Origin of the sequence: Maritimibacter alkaliphilus HTCC2654, from assembly GCF_000152805.1 — a bacterium.
Lineage (GTDB): Bacteria > Pseudomonadota > Alphaproteobacteria > Rhodobacterales > Rhodobacteraceae > Maritimibacter > Maritimibacter alkaliphilus.
Genome location: NZ_CH902578.1, coordinates 156,674 through 171,684, shown reverse-complemented (window position 1 = coordinate 171,684; position 15,011 = coordinate 156,674). Strand labels below are relative to the sequence as shown.

The following is a 15,011-nucleotide window of genomic DNA, read 5'->3' as shown; positions in this document are numbered from 1 at the left end:
CGCGACCGTTCCGTTCTTGAACAAATCGCATAAACGAATTATGTTTTTTGAAATCGTCTGGTCAACTCGGAAATTTCGATGCGTGCTCTGGCCGCCCTTTTCGCGATCTTCGCCGCCCTACCCGCTTTGGCGGCCGACCTCGTCATGGTCGAACAGCCCGGCTGCGCCTATTGCCGCCAATGGGATACCGAGCTGTCCGAGATCTACCCGAAGACCCCCGAAGGACAGGCCGCGCCGCTGGTGCGCGTGCAGCTGGTCGATGTGCAAAAGGGGCGCACGGAGTTCGACTTCGCCCGCCCGGTGAACTTCACGCCGACCTTCGTGCTGGTCGAGGACGGTGCCGAACTGGCCCGGATCGAAGGCTATCCGGGCGAAGATTTCTTCTGGGGCCTGCTCGGGATGATGCTGAAAGCGCAGATCGGTTTCGATCCGGCAACACAGGCGGATGGTTGAACGCAGGCTCGAACGTTAATATTTGCATGGATAGACCCGATGGATTTAACTTCTAGCGAAACGCTCAACAATCAGGACCCGATGATGGCCCTTCCCGTAATCACACCTGATATGTCCGACGAGGACATGGACAAGATGATTACGTCCGCCTGCGACGCTTCGGCCTTTCTCAAGGCGATCAGCCACGAAGGCCGGCTCATGATCCTGTGCCATCTGGTGACCGGCGAAAAATCCGTGACCGAGCTCGAAGAACTCCTGTCGGCCCGTCAGGCTGCGGTGAGCCAGCAACTCGCCCGGCTCAGGCTCGAAGGGTTGGTGACACCGCGCCGTGACGGCAAGGCGATCTATTACTCCCTCGCCGACGACCGGCCCCGGCGCGTTCTGGAAGTCATCTACGACATGTTCTGCTCGGTCGATCAGGGCAAGTCGAAGGCCGCCGAGTAACCCGTCACTGCGCCGCAGCGACGGATTTGCTTGCAAACCCACCACCACATTCGATTGAATGAAGACGTCGGGGAGGAACCGCCCCCGGCTCTGGGAGGACTGCGGTTCGCGGGAGGCACCACATGCTCGAACTGCTGGGCGAATCCAACGTCGCGGCCCTCGTCGGTCTGGTCGGCGGCATCATGCTCGGCCTTGCCGCCCGGCTGGGGCGCTTCTGCACGCTGGGCGCGATCGAGGACATTCTCTATGCCGGCTCGACGGTCAGGATGCGGATGTGGGGCATCGCGATCGGCACGGCCATCGCGGGCAGTTTCGCGCTCATGCAGATGGGTCTGCTCGATGCCCGCGCGGCCAGTTACCTCCAGTTCGGCTGGGTGCCGTGGGCCTCGGTCGTCGGCGGTCTGGTGTTCGGCTATGGCATGGCGCTGGCCGGAAACTGCGGCTTCGGGGCGCTCGCCCGCCTTGGCGGCGGTGACCTCAGGTCTTTCGTCATCGTGCTGGTCATGGGGCTGGCCGCCTATGTCGCCATATCCGGCCCCCTCGCCAATCTTCGCGTCCTCGCCTTCCCTGTACGCCCCCTCGATCCGGGCGAGACCGTGCCGGGGATCGCGCATTACATCGAACACCTCACCGGCCTGTCCGCGCCGACCTTCGGCATCGCGCTCGGCCTGATCGTCATCGCGGCGATGTTCACCTCGCCCGAAATGCGCAAGGCCCGGATGAAGGCCGTCTGGTCGGTCGTCGCCGGCCTCGCCGTCGTCGTCGGCTGGGGCGGGACGCAATGGATCGCCAACACGGGCTTCGCGGCGATCCCGGTGGAAAGCCACACCTATTCCGCGCCTCTGGGCGACACGATCCTGTATCTCATGACCGCCTCGGGCACCTCGCTCAATTTCGGCGTGGGCAGCGTGGCGGGCGTGCTCGCGGGTGCCTTCATCGGCTCGGCCCTCAAGGGTCATTTCCGGTGGGAGGCCTGCGAGGACCCGCGCGAACTCAAACGTCAGATCGGCGGGGCGGTTCTGATGGGCTTCGGCGCGGTGATCGCGTTCGGCTGTTCCATTGGCCAGGGCCTGTCGGGCTTTTCCGTGCTCTACGTCGGCGCCCCCGTCACCTTCCTCGCCATCATGGCCGGTGCCGCGTTCGGCCTGCGCCAGCTTATCTCGGGCTTTCAGCCGGCGGAATAGAACCGGCCTTCAATCCGGTCCGTATCTCGAATAGGGTCGCGACGAACGCGAGCAGGTGAGATATGATCGACAGCTTCATTCCCGCGCCGGACACCCAACGGCAGATGCGCGAGGCGCTTGGCCTGTTCGCGACCGGCGTCACGGTCGTCACCTGCATGACGCCGCGTGGCCCGATGGGGATCACCGTGAACAGCTTCACCAGCGTTTCGATGGACCCGCCGCTTATCCTGTGGTGCCCGGCCAAGGCCTCGCGCCGTCACGACGCCATGGCCTCGGCCTCGAATTTCGCGCTGCATATCATGGGCGAGGATCAGGACGAGGTCGCGCTTGGCTTCACAAGGACCGCCGAGGCCTTCGAAGGGTTCGACTGGATCACCTCGGACAAGGACGTGCCGCTGATCGAAAACTGCCCGGCCCGGTTCGAATGCCACATCCGCGACCGGATCGACGCGGGCGACCACACCGTCATCATCGGCCATGTCGACCGGGTGACGACCACGCCCGCCACCCCCCGCGTGTTCATGGCGGGGAACTGGGGCAACTTCCTGCATCAGGACTAGCGGATCAGCACGGACCCGCGCTGATATTCGCCACGCTCCTCGCTCCCATCCGGGAACGACACCTCGACCGTCACGCTTTGGACCGATCCGAGCGGATAGGTGAGATAGGGCAGGATGTCTTCGGAATAGAGTGCATTGGGCGACGCCTCGTCCTCATGGCACGGCTCGTGTTCGAGCGCGCCCAGCCGTTCGCCGTTCACCGAGAACCGGATGCGGTCGACCCCGCAGCGCCAGGCCAGCAGGTTGGTGAAATACAAGAGATCGCGGCCGTCGTATTCACGCACGGCCACCCAGTTGGCCTTGGTCATCGACAGGATCTGCTTGGCATCCTGCGCCGCCGCGGGCACGAGGCCCGCCACCACCGTCGCCGTGGCCAGCGCCACCGTCCTGAGCTTTCTCATCTGCCTGTCGCCCTCGCTGTTTTTCGGGTCTCTCACGCCCCGGCCCCGATGGACGCTTTTTCCGCGTCCGGCCTGAGCCTATAGTGGCAGAAAATCCGGGACCGGGCAAAGACAGGCGACAGTTCATGGCGAAAGCGGCGAAAAAAAGCAGCGGTGTGCCGCACCCGTTCAACGTGCTGATCATCGGACAGGCGGGACGGGTCGGATACGAGGCGCTTTTGTTCGCGGCCTCCCTGCGCAAACACGACCCAGACTTCCCCGGACGCCTGATCGTGGCCGAACCGCAGCCCGGCCCGCTCTGGCCCGACGACCCGCGCCTGTCGGGCGACCAGCGCGCGGCGCTCGAAGAACAGGGCGCCGAAATCGTTCCGTTCGAAAGCGTGCATTTCGGCGCGTCCTATTCGAACGGCAACAAGATCGAAGGTCTGGCGGCCCTGCCCGCTGGCGAGCCCTTCGTCTTTTTCGACAGCGACACGGTGGTCACCGGCCCGCTGTCGCGGGTGCCCTTCGACTTCGCCCGCCCCTCGGCCTCGATGAACCGCGAAGGCACGTGGCCGCAGATCGAACTGTATGGCCCCGGTTACACGGACACGTGGAAATCGCTCTACGACCGTTTCGGGTTGGATTTCGAAAGCTCGCTCGACCTGTCGGAACCGGACGAATACTGGGGCCGATACCTGTATTTCAACGCAGGCTGGTTCTTTGGGGCCGATCCCGCCGCCTTCCGCGACCGCTATCTCGACATCGCACTCACCATCCGCGACGACGCGCCCGAGGCGCTGGTGTGTCAGGAGATCTATCCCTGGCTCGACCAGATCGCCTTGCCCCTCGTCATTCATGCGATGGGGGGCGGGCGTCCGGGGCCGGAGCTTGCCGGGCTGGACGGCGACATCACCTGCCACTGGCGCGTCCTGCCGCTGGCCTATGCCCGCGAGTCGGACGCGACGATCACGGCGCTGGAGATCGCCGCCGCCCCCAACAAGGTCAAGAAAGTCCTGAAAAACCATGAGCCTATGCTGCGCATGATCTATCAGGGGCGCGGCCACAAAGTGCGCGGGATGTTCGACCGTGACGACCTGCCGCCGATGGAAAAGATGATCCGCAACCAGATCAAACGCGAAGGGTTCTGGATGCGGTGACCGCTAGAACGGGGTCGCGCCCAGCTCGTCCGCCCAGTGCGCGATCCGGTCCTTCACAAGCGTCTCGCGCGCCATGTCGGAAAGGTCGTCGTCCAACCGCTCGACCACCTCGACCGTGACGGTCCCCTCCTCACGAAACGCCGTCTGCATCCCGGCGGGCGCGCTGTTGGCGCCGCCCGTGCGCAGCATGAACGACAACCGCCGTTCCAGTGCGGCGGCATCGGACACCGCCTTGACCCACATCGCCGCGCCGATGCGGACGATGCAGATCGCCCAGTCCGCCTTGCGCTCGCTCCACGCCGCTTTCGCCGCCCGCTTTTGATCCTTCGACACAGCCATCTTGCCACCTTTTTACCCGGATGTTATCCACGTTCCATAATTTTATCCGGGTGTAAATACATGACCGAAGAAACCTTCACCGCCTTTCAGGGCACAAAACGCCTTGCATCGGGCACGCGCCGCGCGCTCGAAACCGACCTTGCCCCGCTCGGACCGCATCCCGAGGGATTGCTGGTGTTCTCAGACCTGACCGGGCGGGAAACCGACCTGAACCTGTCAGGCACGCCTGCACCTGCCCCGCGCGGCAGGCCTAAGATGGGCGTCAAGGCGCGCGAGATCACGCTGCTGCCGCGCCATTGGGACTGGTTGGCGGGCCAGCGCGGTGGCGCGTCCGCGGCTTTGCGGCGCATCGTGGACGACGCCATGAACGCGGCCCCCACGGATGACCCGCGCGCACCCGACCGCGCCTATCGATTCCTGTCCGCCATCGCGGGAAACCTGCCGCGGTTCGAAGAGGCGATCCGCGCGCTCTACGCGGGCGACCTACGCGGCTTCGCGGACGCGATGGACGGCTGGCCCGACGACCTGCGCGACCATGCTCTCACCCTCGCCGGGGCCGGTCCGCAGAACGCCTGACCCGTGCGTCAGGTCGCGAAAACCCCGGCCATGTCGGCATATCCCTTGATCTCGATGGGGTTGCCGGCCGGATCGCGGAAGAACATCGTCCATTGTTCGCCCGGCTCGCCCTCGAACCGCACCGACGGCGGGATGATCCAATCGGTCCCCGCCGCCTCAAGCCGGTCCGCCAGCGCGCGCCAGTCGTCCAGTGCCAGCACGAGGCCCAGATGCGGCATCGGCACCATGTGCTCGCCCACCTTCCCGGTGTTCGTCGTCGCGAAGGGCGTGCCGCGATGAAGGCTCAACTGATGGCCGAAGAAATCGAAATCGACCCATGTTTCGGTCGAGCGCCCTTCGGTGCAGCCCAGAACCCCGCCATAGAACCCCCGCGCGTCCTCCAGATCGGTGACATGGATCGCCAGATGAAACGGTGTGAGCATGAGCCCCTCCTCGGATTGCGCGAATTGAATGTGTCTGCCCAACGGCTTAGCGCAATTGATGGATGGGGAAAATCCCCGTAGCGTCGTCGCGGACAGTTACGGGAGGACATTATGTCAGACGCACAGATGAACGGATTCGACACGCTTCAGGTCCACGCGGGCACGGCCCCGGACCCGGCCACCGGCGCACGGCAGGTGCCGATCTACCAGACCACATCCTACGTGTTCAAAGACGCCGACCATGCCGCGCGGCTCTTCAACCTCGAAGAAGTCGGCTACATCTATTCCCGCCTCACGAACCCCACCGTCGGCGCGCTTGCCGACCGGATTGTGGCACTCGAAGGCGGCGCGGGCGGGGTCTGCACCTCGTCGGGTCACGCGGCGCAGATCATGGCGCTCTACCCGCTCATGGCGCCGGGCCGCAACATCGTGGCCTCGACCCGGCTCTACGGCGGCACCTACACGCAGTTCACGCAAGTGTTCAAACGCTTCGGCTGGTCCTGCACCTTCGTCGATTTCGACGATCCGGCGGCGATCGAAGCGGCCATCGACGAAGACACCCGCGCGATCTTCTGCGAATCGCTGGCGAACCCCGTGGGCTACCCCATCGATCTGGAGGCCGTGGCCAAGGTGGCCGACAAGGCCGGCCTGCCGCTGGTCGTCGACAACACCTCGGCCACGCCCTATCTGTGCCGCCCCATCGACCACGGCGCGACGCTGGTGGTGCATTCGACCACGAAATACCTCACCGGCAATGGCACGGTAACCGGCGGCGCCATCGTGGATTCGGGCAAGTTCGACTGGTCCGCCTCCGGCAAGTTCCCGTCGCTCTCGGAACCCGAACCGGCCTATCACGGCGTGAATTTCCACGGCGCTCTGGGCGCGATGGCCTTTACCTTCCACTCCATCGCCATCGGTCTGCGCGATCTGGGCATGACGATGAACCCGCAGGCCGCGCATTACACCCTGATGGGCATCGAAACCCTGTCGCTCAGGATGCGCAAGCATGTCGAGAACGCGCAGAAGGTGGCCGAATGGCTCGAAGCGCACGACAAGGTCGACAAGGTGAACTACGCGGGCCTGAAATCTTCGCCCGCGCACGAGGTCGGCAAGCGCATCTTCCCGCGTGGCACCGGCGCGCTGTTCACCGTGGCGCTCAAGGGCGGTTACGAGGATTGCGTGAAACTGGTGTCGAACCTCAAGCTTTTCAGCCACGTGGCGAACCTCGGCGACACCCGTTCGCTCATCATCCACTCGGCGTCGACCACCCACCGCCAGCTGACCGACGAGCAGCGCGAGGCGGCAGGGGCCGGCAACAACGTGGTGCGTCTGTCCATCGGGATCGAAGACGCCGACGACATCATCGCCGACCTCGATCAGGCCCTCGCCGCCCTATGAAAAACCAAGCGCGCCCAGACCCTTGGGCGCGCCTCTTAACCTATCAAGCAAAACGTCTTTCCGGTCTCGAAATATCCTCGGGGGCTCGGGGGCAGACAGCCCCCGAAGCCTCGCGTGGCTTGAACGCAAACTGAAAATGCGTGCGCGTCAGCGCACTCCTTCAGACGACACTCACTCGTCCAGCAGAACCGCCGAGACCGGGGCGAAGTTCACCGATTGCGCCCGGTTGCCCAGTGACCATTCCAAGAGCGCCTGAATCGACTCGGGCCGCACCCGCGCCACGGCGATCACGCCATCGTCGTTGCGCGCGCGGAATGCCACGTTGTCCAGAAACCGGCGCATCACGTCACCGGCCTGCCCGTCCCCGTCGAGATCGCGGAAGATCTGGCCCGCTGGCACGTCCTCGCTCACCGCGACCTTGTGGCCGGTGTTCAGCCCCTCGGGATAGGTGACGAGGCCAAGGCCCCGTTCGTCGAGGTTCGTCACCACCTGCGCGGCGGCGTCGCCCAACCCCTGAAACCCGGCCTCGGGCGGGAACATCACCGCGACGATGTCGGTCATCAGCGGATCGTAGGCCTGAAAGGTCACGTCCACGTCCATCGCGGTGGCAAGTTCGGGCAGCGGCACGATCAGCACCACCTCGGCCCCGTTGGCCCGGTAGAACGCAATGGCTTCGGCCGCGTCGGGTGACGAGGCATCGACGGCGACCGACATCGGGAACGGCATGACGGCAAGGTCGCCCACGTCCTCGCGCCCCGGCCCCATATCCATCAGAAGCACCGCCATTTCAGGCAGTTCCGCGATCCCGTCATAGGGCACCGCATTGCGCCGGATCGCGGGTTGCGGTCCGGCATCGACAGCGGCCTCGTCGGCGGCGCTTTCCCCGATGGTGGGCAAGCGCCCGGTCACGACCGGCCCGGAGGGCGCGGGTTCTTCGAGCGTGTCGTCTTCCAGCGGCGGCGGGTCGAACACGCTCGCCCCTTCGGCGCGCACGGTGTCGTTGCCGGTCTCCGGCATCGCCACGTCAGGCTCGGTCGGGTTGGACGGCGCGATCACCATGGGCAGTTGCGCCACCTCGGTGTCCGTCGCCTTCGGCGCATCGGCTTCGGGGGCCTCGGCCAGATCTTCGTCCGGCGTGTCCGACACCGCAGGGACAGGCGCAGCCTCGCTCACGGTCTCCGGCTCGGCCTCGACCATCGGCTCGGGGTCCATGGCAGGCTCGGCTTCCGCCGCTTCCTCGTCCCGCTCCATCTCTTCTTCGCTGGGTCGCGGGGTCGGTTCGACCATGATCGGGTCCGCTTCCGGCGCCTGCGTCTCACCGCCTGCCGTGACCGCTGGCGCCGCAGGCTCAGTCTCCGTCGCATCGGCAGTTTCCGGTTCAGGCTCCTGCCCGTCGGGTGCGCTCTCGTCAGGTTCGACAGGCTCAGGCGTCTCGCTGGCGACCGGCGCTTCGGCGACCGGCCCCGGTTCACCCATCTCGACCGGCTCGATCACCAGTGCCGCCGTCGCAACGCCAACCGCCGCCACGACCACGCCGGCAAACACCCCCGAAACCATTCCGTTCGCCAATTCCGCCTCCAGTCTCGCGCACGATCCGAAGCCGTGCGATCCGTCTTGCGCCCGGCCGCCCTTGACCCCCGCGCCCGGCTCTGACCATGTATACCGCGACCAAGCTTCAGTGAAAGCCCCAAGGCAAGCCCATGATCCTGCTCATCGATAATTACGACAGCTTCACCTACAACCTCGTCCATTACTTCGGCGAATTGGGTGCCGAGATCAAAGTCGTGCGCAACGACGCGGTGAACGTGCAGGAGGCGATGGGAATGCGCCCCGAGGCGATCATCCTGTCGCCCGGCCCCTGCGACCCGGATCAGGCGGGCATCTGTCTGCCGCTCACGCTGGCCGCCGCCGAGGCGAAGCTGCCGCTGATGGGCGTCTGCCTCGGACACCAGACCATCGGTCAGGCCTTCGGCGGCAAGGTCGTGCGCCATTCCGAAATCGTGCACGGCAAGTTGGGCGAAATCCATCACGAGGGCGCGGGCGTCTTTTCCGGCCTGCCCTCGCCCCTCAAGGGCACGCGCTATCACTCGCTCGTCGTGGAACGTGACAGCCTTCCCGACAGCCTTGAAGTCACCGCGTGGCTCGAAGACGGCACCATCATGGGTCTTCGCCACAAGAGCCTGCCCATCGAAGGCGTCCAGTTCCACCCCGAAAGCATCCGGTCCGAACATGGCCACGCCATGATCCGCACCTTCCTGAATTCCGTGAAAGTCCCTGCATGAGCGATGCGATCAAGCCGTTGATCGGGGCCGCCGCCGAGCGTGCCCTGACCCGTGACGAGGCCGAGGCGGCCTTCAACATCATCATGACGGGCGAGGCGACGCCGGGCCAGATCGGCGGGCTTCTGATGGCCATGCGCACGCGCGGCGAAACCGTCGACGAATACGCCGCCGCCGCCGCCGTGATGCGCGCCAAGATGAACAAGGTGCGCGCGCCCGAAGGCGCCATCGACATCGTCGGCACCGGGGGCGACGGCAAGGGCACGCTGAACATTTCGACCGCCACCGCCTTCGTGGTCGCGGGCGCGGGCGTGCCGGTGGCCAAGCACGGCAACCGCAACCTGTCGTCGAAATCCGGGTCCGCCGACGCGCTCGGGGCGATGGGCGTGAACGTCATGGTCGGCCCCAAGGTGGTCGAGGCGGCGCTGGCCGAAACCGGCATCGCCTTCATGATGGCCCCCCTGCATCACCCGGCCATGGCCCATGTCGGCCCGATCCGCGCCGAGCTCGGCACCCGCACCATGTTCAACATCCTCGGACCGCTCACCAACCCGGCGGGCGTCACCCGGCAACTCACCGGCGCCTTCTCCAAGGCGATGATTCGTCCGATGGCCGAAGTGCTGCAAACGCTGGGCTCCGAGAAGGCCTGGCTCGTCCACGGCGGCGACGGCACCGATGAACTGTCGATCGCGGGCGTGTCCTGGCTCGCGGCCCTCGAAGACGGCACGATCACCGAACGCGAAGTGCATCCCGAAGACGCGGGCCTTTCCGTTCACCCGTTCGAAGACATCCTCGGCGGCACGCCCGAAGAGAACGGCAAGGCCTTCGCGGCCCTTCTGTCCGGGGCCGAAGGCGCCTATCGCGACGCGGTGCTTCTGAACGCCGCCGCAGGTCTCGTGGTCGCGGACAAGGCGGCGAACCTGCCGGAAGGCGTTGAAATCGCACGCGAGTCCATCGATTCCGGTGCCGCCAAGGCCAAGATCGAAGCCCTCGCCGCCGTCACCCAGAAAGCCGCATGATCCTGAACCCGAACATGGCCGCGACCCGCCCCTCGCCGGTGGTCGAGGCGAAGCGATGGATCGCGGACAAGACGTTTTCGCCTGATCTGCCGCTCCTGAACGTCAGTCAGGCCGCCCCCGTCGACCCGCCGCCCCTCGCCTTGCGCGAAGCGATGGCTGATGTGGCCCTCACCCTGCCCGCAGCCCATGTCTACGGCCCCGTGCTGGGCCTGCCCTCCCTGCGCGAAGCCCTCGCCGCCCGCTTTTCGCAGGCCTACGGCGGCCCGATCACGCCCGGCAACGTCGCGATCACGCAGGGGTGCAATCAGGCGTTTTGCGCGGCGCTTTCGACCCTCGCCGGCCCCGGTGACGAGGTGATCCTGCCGACCCCGTGGTATTTCAACCACCAGATGTGGCTCTCCTTGTCCGGCGTCCGGACCGTGCCGCTGCCGACGGGCGACGAGCTTCTGCCGACCGTGGCCGAGGCCGAGGCGCGCCTCACCGACCGCACCCGCGCCATCGTGCTGGTCACGCCGAACAACCCGGCGGGGGTCGAATACCCCGCCGACCTCGTCCACGCCTTCGCCGACCTCGCCCGAGCCAACGGCCTGGCCCTGATCCTCGATGAAACCTACCGTGACTTCGACAGCCGCCCCTCCGCGCCGCACGACCTCTTCTCCGACCCGGCATGGTCGGACACGCTGATCCAGCTCTACTCCTTTTCCAAGGCCTACCGCCTGACCGGACACCGCGTCGGCGCGCTCGTGGCCAGCCCCGAACGCCTCGTCTCGGTCGAGAAATTCCTCGACACAGTCGCGATCTGCCCCAGCCAGCTCGGCCAGCACGCCGCCCTCTGGGGCCTGATGAACCTCGACCAATGGCTCGCCGGCGAACGTGCGGAAATCCTCGCACGACGCGGCGCGATCGAAGAAGGCTTTGTAAAACTGCCGGACTGGCACCTCTCCGGCGCAGGCGCCTATTTCGCCTATGTCCGCCACCCGTTCGACGAGTCAAGTGGCACCCTCGCCCGCCGTATGGTCGACGACATCGCCGTCCTCGCCCTCCCCGGCTCGATGTTCACGCCCGAAGGCGACCCGTCTGGCGCCGCGCACCTGCGCATCGCCTTCGCGAACATTGACACGACCGGGATCGCGACCCTCATGGATCGCCTCGCAACCCTGTCCTGATCTTCTTCGGTCTCCAAATACCTCGGGAGGTCCGGAGGGCTGGCCCTCCGGACGCGGCCCCCGGCCGCGTTCCACCACGACGACCCGGCGAAAGCCGGGACGGCGCAAATCCTGCGCGGGCGCCAGCCCGCCCGATTTCGCAAGGCCCTCCAAACGCCCAAAACCCCTGTTGGCATTCCCCAATCGCACCGTTACAACCCACTGACCCAACCGGAGGCAAACGGGCATGTTCTCGAACATTTCGCGCTTTTTCGTCTGGATCATCATGGCGCTCGTCATGGTCGGACTGATCGGCTTCGGCTCGGTCAATTTCGGCGGTTCAGGACAGTCGATCGGCAAGGTCGGCGACACCGAAATCGACGCCTCCGCCTACTTCCGCGAACTTAACGCCGAATTTCAGGGCTGGCAGCAGCAGACCGGCCAGAACCTGACCATGGCCGAGGCGCAGGAAATCGGTCTCGACCAGCGCGTTCTGTCGCGCGTGGTCGCGATCACGGCGGTCGAGAACGAAACCGACCGCCTGGGGCTGTCGGTGGGCGATCAGAACCTCGCCTCCCGCGTGACCGAGATCCCGGCGTTCCAGGGCCCGAACGGCCAGTTCGACCGCGACACCTACGATTTCGTTCTCGAACAATCCGGCCTGACCGCCCGCGAGTTCGAAGAGACGCTGCGGCTCGAAGTGGCGCGCACCATCCTTGCCGGCGCCGTGACCAGCGATCTGGAAATGCCCGATGTCTACACCGACACGCTGTTCGGCTGGGCGCGCGAAACCCGCGACTTCACATGGGCCCCGGTGACCCGCTCGGCCCTCGAAGAGCCGCTGCCGGAACCGACCGAGGCCGATCTCGAAGCCTATTACGAGGCGAACCCGGACGATTTCACCACGCCGGAAACCCGCCAGATCACCTATGGCTGGCTCAAGCCCGAGGACGTGCTGGACGAGATTCCGATGGACGACACCCAGCTTCAGGCCCTCTACGACCAGCGCATCGACGAATTTCAGGTGCCCGAACGCCGCCTCGTCGAACGTCTCGTGTTCGGCTCGGCGGACGAGGCGCAGGCCGCCGCGGACCGGATCGAAGCGGGTGAGACGACCTTCGACCAGGAGGTTCAGGCACGCGGTCTCTCGCTGTCCGACGTGGATATGGGCGACGTGACCCGCCGCGCCCTCGGTCAGGCGGGGGAGCCGATCTTCGCGCTCGACGCGCCCGGCGTCGTGGGCCCCATCGAAACCGACCTCGGCCCCGCCCTGTTCCGCATGAACGCGATCCTTTCGGCGCAGGAAACCAGCTTCGAAGAGGTGCGCGATCAGTTGTTCGAGGAATATGCGGCCGATGCCGCGCGCCGCCTCGTGCGCACCCGCGCGACCGAGATCGACGAGATGATGGCCGGGGGCGCGACGCTCGAAGAACTCGCGGCCGAAGGCCTCATCACCGTCGACACCATCGGCTATTTCGACGGGAACCAGGACGGCATCGCCGCCTACGCCCCGTTCCGCGAAGCGGCTTCCGAGGCCAGCGAAAGCGACTTCCCCGAGGTCACGGAACTGGAAGACGGCTCGGTCTTCGCGCTGCGGCTCGACGAGATCACACCGCCCGCACTGCAGCCGCTCGACGAGGTGCGCGATGCGGTCGTCGCGGGTTGGGAAGCGCAAACGCTGACCGAGGCGCTGGTCGCCCGCGCCGAAGCCCTGATCCCGCAATTCGAAAGCGGCGCCGAAGCCCCCTCCACCGTCGGACTGACCGAGGTGCTGGAAGAGGACATCGCGCGCACCAGCTTCATTCAGGGCACGCCGTCCACGATGATCGAAACCGCCTTCGAGATGGAAGAAGGCACGTGGCAGGTCGTCTCGGGCGATGGTCAGGTCGTGGTCCTCGGCCTCACCGACGTCAACGCGCCCGATCAGGACAGCGCCGAGGCACAGGAGATCAAGACCACCTTCGGTGCCCGCGTGTCGCAGCAGATCGCCGCCGACGTGCAGGATGCCTTCGCCGCCGCACTGGAAGCGGATGCGGGCGTCACGCTGGATCAGGCGATGATAAACGCCGTCCACGCCAACTTCCCGTGAGCTGACCGATGGCCCTGATCCCGTCCTACGACGCCTTCGAGGCTGGCTGGAACGCTGGCGCGAATCAGATCGTCTACACCCGCCTCGCCGCCGACCTCGACACACCCGTCTCGCTCATGCTGAAGCTGACCGAGGCACGCACCGACAGCTTCATGCTGGAATCGGTGACGGGCGGTGAAGTGCGCGGGCGCTATTCGATCATCGGGATGAAGCCGGACCTCGTGTGGCAATGCGACGGCACCAAGGCCCGGATCAACCGTCAGGCCCGCTTTGACCCCGACGCGTTTCAGGACGCGGCCGACGATCCCCTGACCTCGCTGCGCGCCGTGCTGGCCGAAAGCCGGATCGACCTGCCCGACGACCTGCCCGCCGCCTCGGCGGGCCTCTTCGGCTATTTGGGCTACGACATGATCCGGCTGGTCGAACACCTGCCGAACGTGAACCCCGACCCCATCGGCCTGCCCGACGCGGTGATGATCCGCCCCTCGGTCGTGGCGGTTCTGGACGGTGTGAAGGGCGAGGTGATCCTCGTCTCGCCGGTGTTCCAGTCGTCGGGCCTGTCGGCGCGCGCCGCCTATGCGCAGGCCGCCGAACGGGTGCAGGACGCGCTGCGTGACCTCGAACGCCAGCCCGCCACGTCACACGATCTGGGTGAGACCGCGGACATCGGCGAGCCTGTGTCGAACTTCGCCCATGACGCATACCTCGCGGCGGTCGAAACGGCCAAGGAATACATCCGCGCAGGCGACATCTTTCAGGTCGTCCCCTCGCAGCGCTGGACGCAGGATTTCCCCCTGCCCCCCTTCGCGCTCTACCGCTCGCTTCGCCGCATGAACCCCTCGCCCTTCATGTTCTTCTTCAACTTCGGCGGCTTTCAGGTCATCGGCGCCAGCCCCGAAATCCTCGTCCGCGTCTTCGGGCGCGGGGTGACGATCCGCCCGATCGCAGGCACCCGGCCCCGCGGCGCCACGCCGGAAGAGGATAAGGCGCTGGAGGAAGACCTGCTCGCCGATCAAAAGGAACTGGCCGAACACCTCATGCTGCTCGACCTGGGGCGCAACGACGTGGGCCGGGTCGCCAAGATCGGCACCGTGCGCCCGACCGAGGAATTCATCGTCGAACGCTACAGCCACGTCATGCACATCGTCTCGAACGTGGTGGGCGAACTCAGCGAAGACCACGATGCGCTCTCGGCCTTCCTCGCCGGGATGCCCGCAGGCACCGTGTCCGGCGCGCCGAAAGTGCGCGCGATGGAGATCATCGACGAGCTCGAGCCGGAAAAGCGCGGCGTCTACGGCGGCGGCGTGGGCTATTTCTCGGCGATGGGCGACATGGATATGTGCATCGCGCTGCGCACTGCCGTCCTGAAGGACCGCAAGCTCTATATCCAATCCGGCGGCGGCGTCGTCTACGACAGCGACCCGGAGGCCGAATTCCAGGAAACCGTGAACAAGTCCAAAGCCATCGCCCGCGCGGCGGCCGAGGCTGGCCTGTTCACCCGCGGCGGCAACAGCTGACTCCGCCCGCCCCGTCTTTCCGGTCCCGAAATATCCCCGGGGGAGG

The 15,011-nt window shown here is 66.1% G+C and carries 16 protein-coding genes; 12 read left to right on the top strand and 4 right to left on the bottom strand.

Going from position 1 to position 15,011, the window contains the following annotated elements:
• Positions 1-78: 78 nt before the first annotated feature.
• From RB2654_RS01935 to RB2654_RS01920, 4 genes are all read left to right on the top strand, one after another.
• On the top strand, positions 79-453 hold the full coding sequence (locus RB2654_RS01935; RefSeq protein ID WP_008328076.1) for a thioredoxin fold domain-containing protein: 375 nt from the start codon (positions 79-81) through the stop codon (positions 451-453).
• Positions 454-537: 84 nt separating this feature from the next.
• On the top strand, positions 538-897 hold the full coding sequence (locus tag RB2654_RS01930) for an ArsR/SmtB family transcription factor (protein WP_040884281.1): 360 nt from the start codon (positions 538-540) through the stop codon (positions 895-897).
• Between the two features lie 122 nt (positions 898-1,019).
• Positions 1,020-2,081, top strand: a complete 1,062-nt coding sequence (locus RB2654_RS01925) for a YeeE/YedE family protein (protein WP_008328071.1) — start codon at positions 1,020-1,022, stop codon at positions 2,079-2,081.
• A gap of 62 nt (positions 2,082-2,143) precedes the next feature.
• Positions 2,144-2,641, top strand: coding sequence for a flavin reductase family protein (locus tag RB2654_RS01920; RefSeq protein ID WP_008328069.1), 498 nt, complete (start codon positions 2,144-2,146; stop codon positions 2,639-2,641).
• Here the strand turns inward: RB2654_RS01920 and RB2654_RS01915 are convergent.
• Positions 2,638-3,042: a hypothetical protein gene (locus RB2654_RS01915; RefSeq protein WP_008328067.1), complete on the bottom strand. Its 405-nt coding sequence runs from the start codon at positions 3,040-3,042 to the stop codon at positions 2,638-2,640. The two genes, RB2654_RS01920 and RB2654_RS01915, sit on opposite strands and share 4 nt — an antisense overlap.
• A gap of 125 nt (positions 3,043-3,167) precedes the next feature.
• Here RB2654_RS01915 and RB2654_RS01910 point away from each other — a divergent pair, with 125 nt between their 5' ends.
• Entirely contained in the window at positions 3,168-4,181 is a 1,014-nt protein-coding gene (locus RB2654_RS01910; RefSeq protein ID WP_008328065.1) for a GT-B fold glycosyltransferase domain-containing protein, read from the top strand.
• Positions 4,182-4,184: 3 nt separating this feature from the next.
• On the opposite strand, the gene RB2654_RS01905 is transcribed toward RB2654_RS01910, so the two are convergent.
• Complete coding sequence (locus RB2654_RS01905) at positions 4,185-4,520, bottom strand: hypothetical protein (RefSeq protein WP_008328063.1); 336 nt, start codon at positions 4,518-4,520, stop codon at positions 4,185-4,187.
• Between the two features lie 60 nt (positions 4,521-4,580).
• Between RB2654_RS01905 and RB2654_RS01900 the strand changes: the two genes are divergently transcribed.
• Complete coding sequence (locus RB2654_RS01900) at positions 4,581-5,096, top strand: DUF2239 family protein (protein ID WP_008328062.1); 516 nt, start codon at positions 4,581-4,583, stop codon at positions 5,094-5,096.
• Positions 5,097-5,104: 8 nt separating this feature from the next.
• Here the strand turns inward: RB2654_RS01900 and RB2654_RS01895 are convergent, their stop codons facing one another.
• Positions 5,105-5,518 carry a VOC family protein gene (locus tag RB2654_RS01895; protein ID WP_040884279.1) on the bottom strand — a complete coding sequence of 138 codons (414 nt, stop codon included), beginning with the start codon at positions 5,516-5,518 and terminating at the stop codon, positions 5,105-5,107.
• A gap of 111 nt (positions 5,519-5,629) precedes the next feature.
• Between RB2654_RS01895 and RB2654_RS01890 the strand changes: the two genes are divergently transcribed.
• Entirely contained in the window at positions 5,630-6,916 is a 1,287-nt protein-coding gene (locus tag RB2654_RS01890) for an O-acetylhomoserine aminocarboxypropyltransferase/cysteine synthase family protein (RefSeq protein WP_040884277.1), read from the top strand.
• 171 nt (positions 6,917-7,087) lie between these two features.
• Here RB2654_RS01890 and RB2654_RS01885 read toward each other — a convergent pair whose 3' ends face one another.
• Positions 7,088-8,485 (bottom strand): divergent polysaccharide deacetylase family protein, encoded by a 1,398-nt coding sequence (locus RB2654_RS01885; protein ID WP_148912536.1) that lies wholly within the window; start codon positions 8,483-8,485, stop codon positions 7,088-7,090.
• 131 nt (positions 8,486-8,616) lie between these two features.
• Here RB2654_RS01885 and RB2654_RS01880 point away from each other — a divergent pair, with 131 nt between their 5' ends.
• The 5 genes from RB2654_RS01880 (at position 8,617) to trpE (ending at position 14,965) form a co-directional block, all read left to right on the top strand.
• Entirely contained in the window at positions 8,617-9,198 is a 582-nt protein-coding gene (locus RB2654_RS01880; RefSeq protein ID WP_008328046.1) for an anthranilate synthase component II, read from the top strand.
• Positions 9,195-10,214 carry an anthranilate phosphoribosyltransferase gene (gene trpD, locus RB2654_RS01875; RefSeq protein WP_008328045.1) on the top strand — a complete coding sequence of 340 codons (1,020 nt, stop codon included), beginning with the start codon at positions 9,195-9,197 and terminating at the stop codon, positions 10,212-10,214. Before RB2654_RS01880 ends, trpD begins: the two co-directional genes overlap by 4 nt.
• Positions 10,211-11,380 carry an aminotransferase gene (locus RB2654_RS01870; protein WP_008328043.1) on the top strand — a complete coding sequence of 390 codons (1,170 nt, stop codon included), beginning with the start codon at positions 10,211-10,213 and terminating at the stop codon, positions 11,378-11,380. The genes trpD and RB2654_RS01870 overlap by 4 nt, the downstream gene beginning before the upstream one ends.
• 226 nt (positions 11,381-11,606) lie before the next feature.
• Positions 11,607-13,448 (top strand): peptidyl-prolyl cis-trans isomerase, encoded by a 1,842-nt coding sequence (locus RB2654_RS01865; protein ID WP_008328041.1) that lies wholly within the window; start codon positions 11,607-11,609, stop codon positions 13,446-13,448.
• Between the two features lie 8 nt (positions 13,449-13,456).
• Positions 13,457-14,965, top strand: a complete 1,509-nt coding sequence (gene trpE / locus RB2654_RS01860; RefSeq protein ID WP_008328040.1) for an anthranilate synthase component I — start codon at positions 13,457-13,459, stop codon at positions 14,963-14,965.
• Positions 14,966-15,011 lie beyond the last annotated feature (46 nt).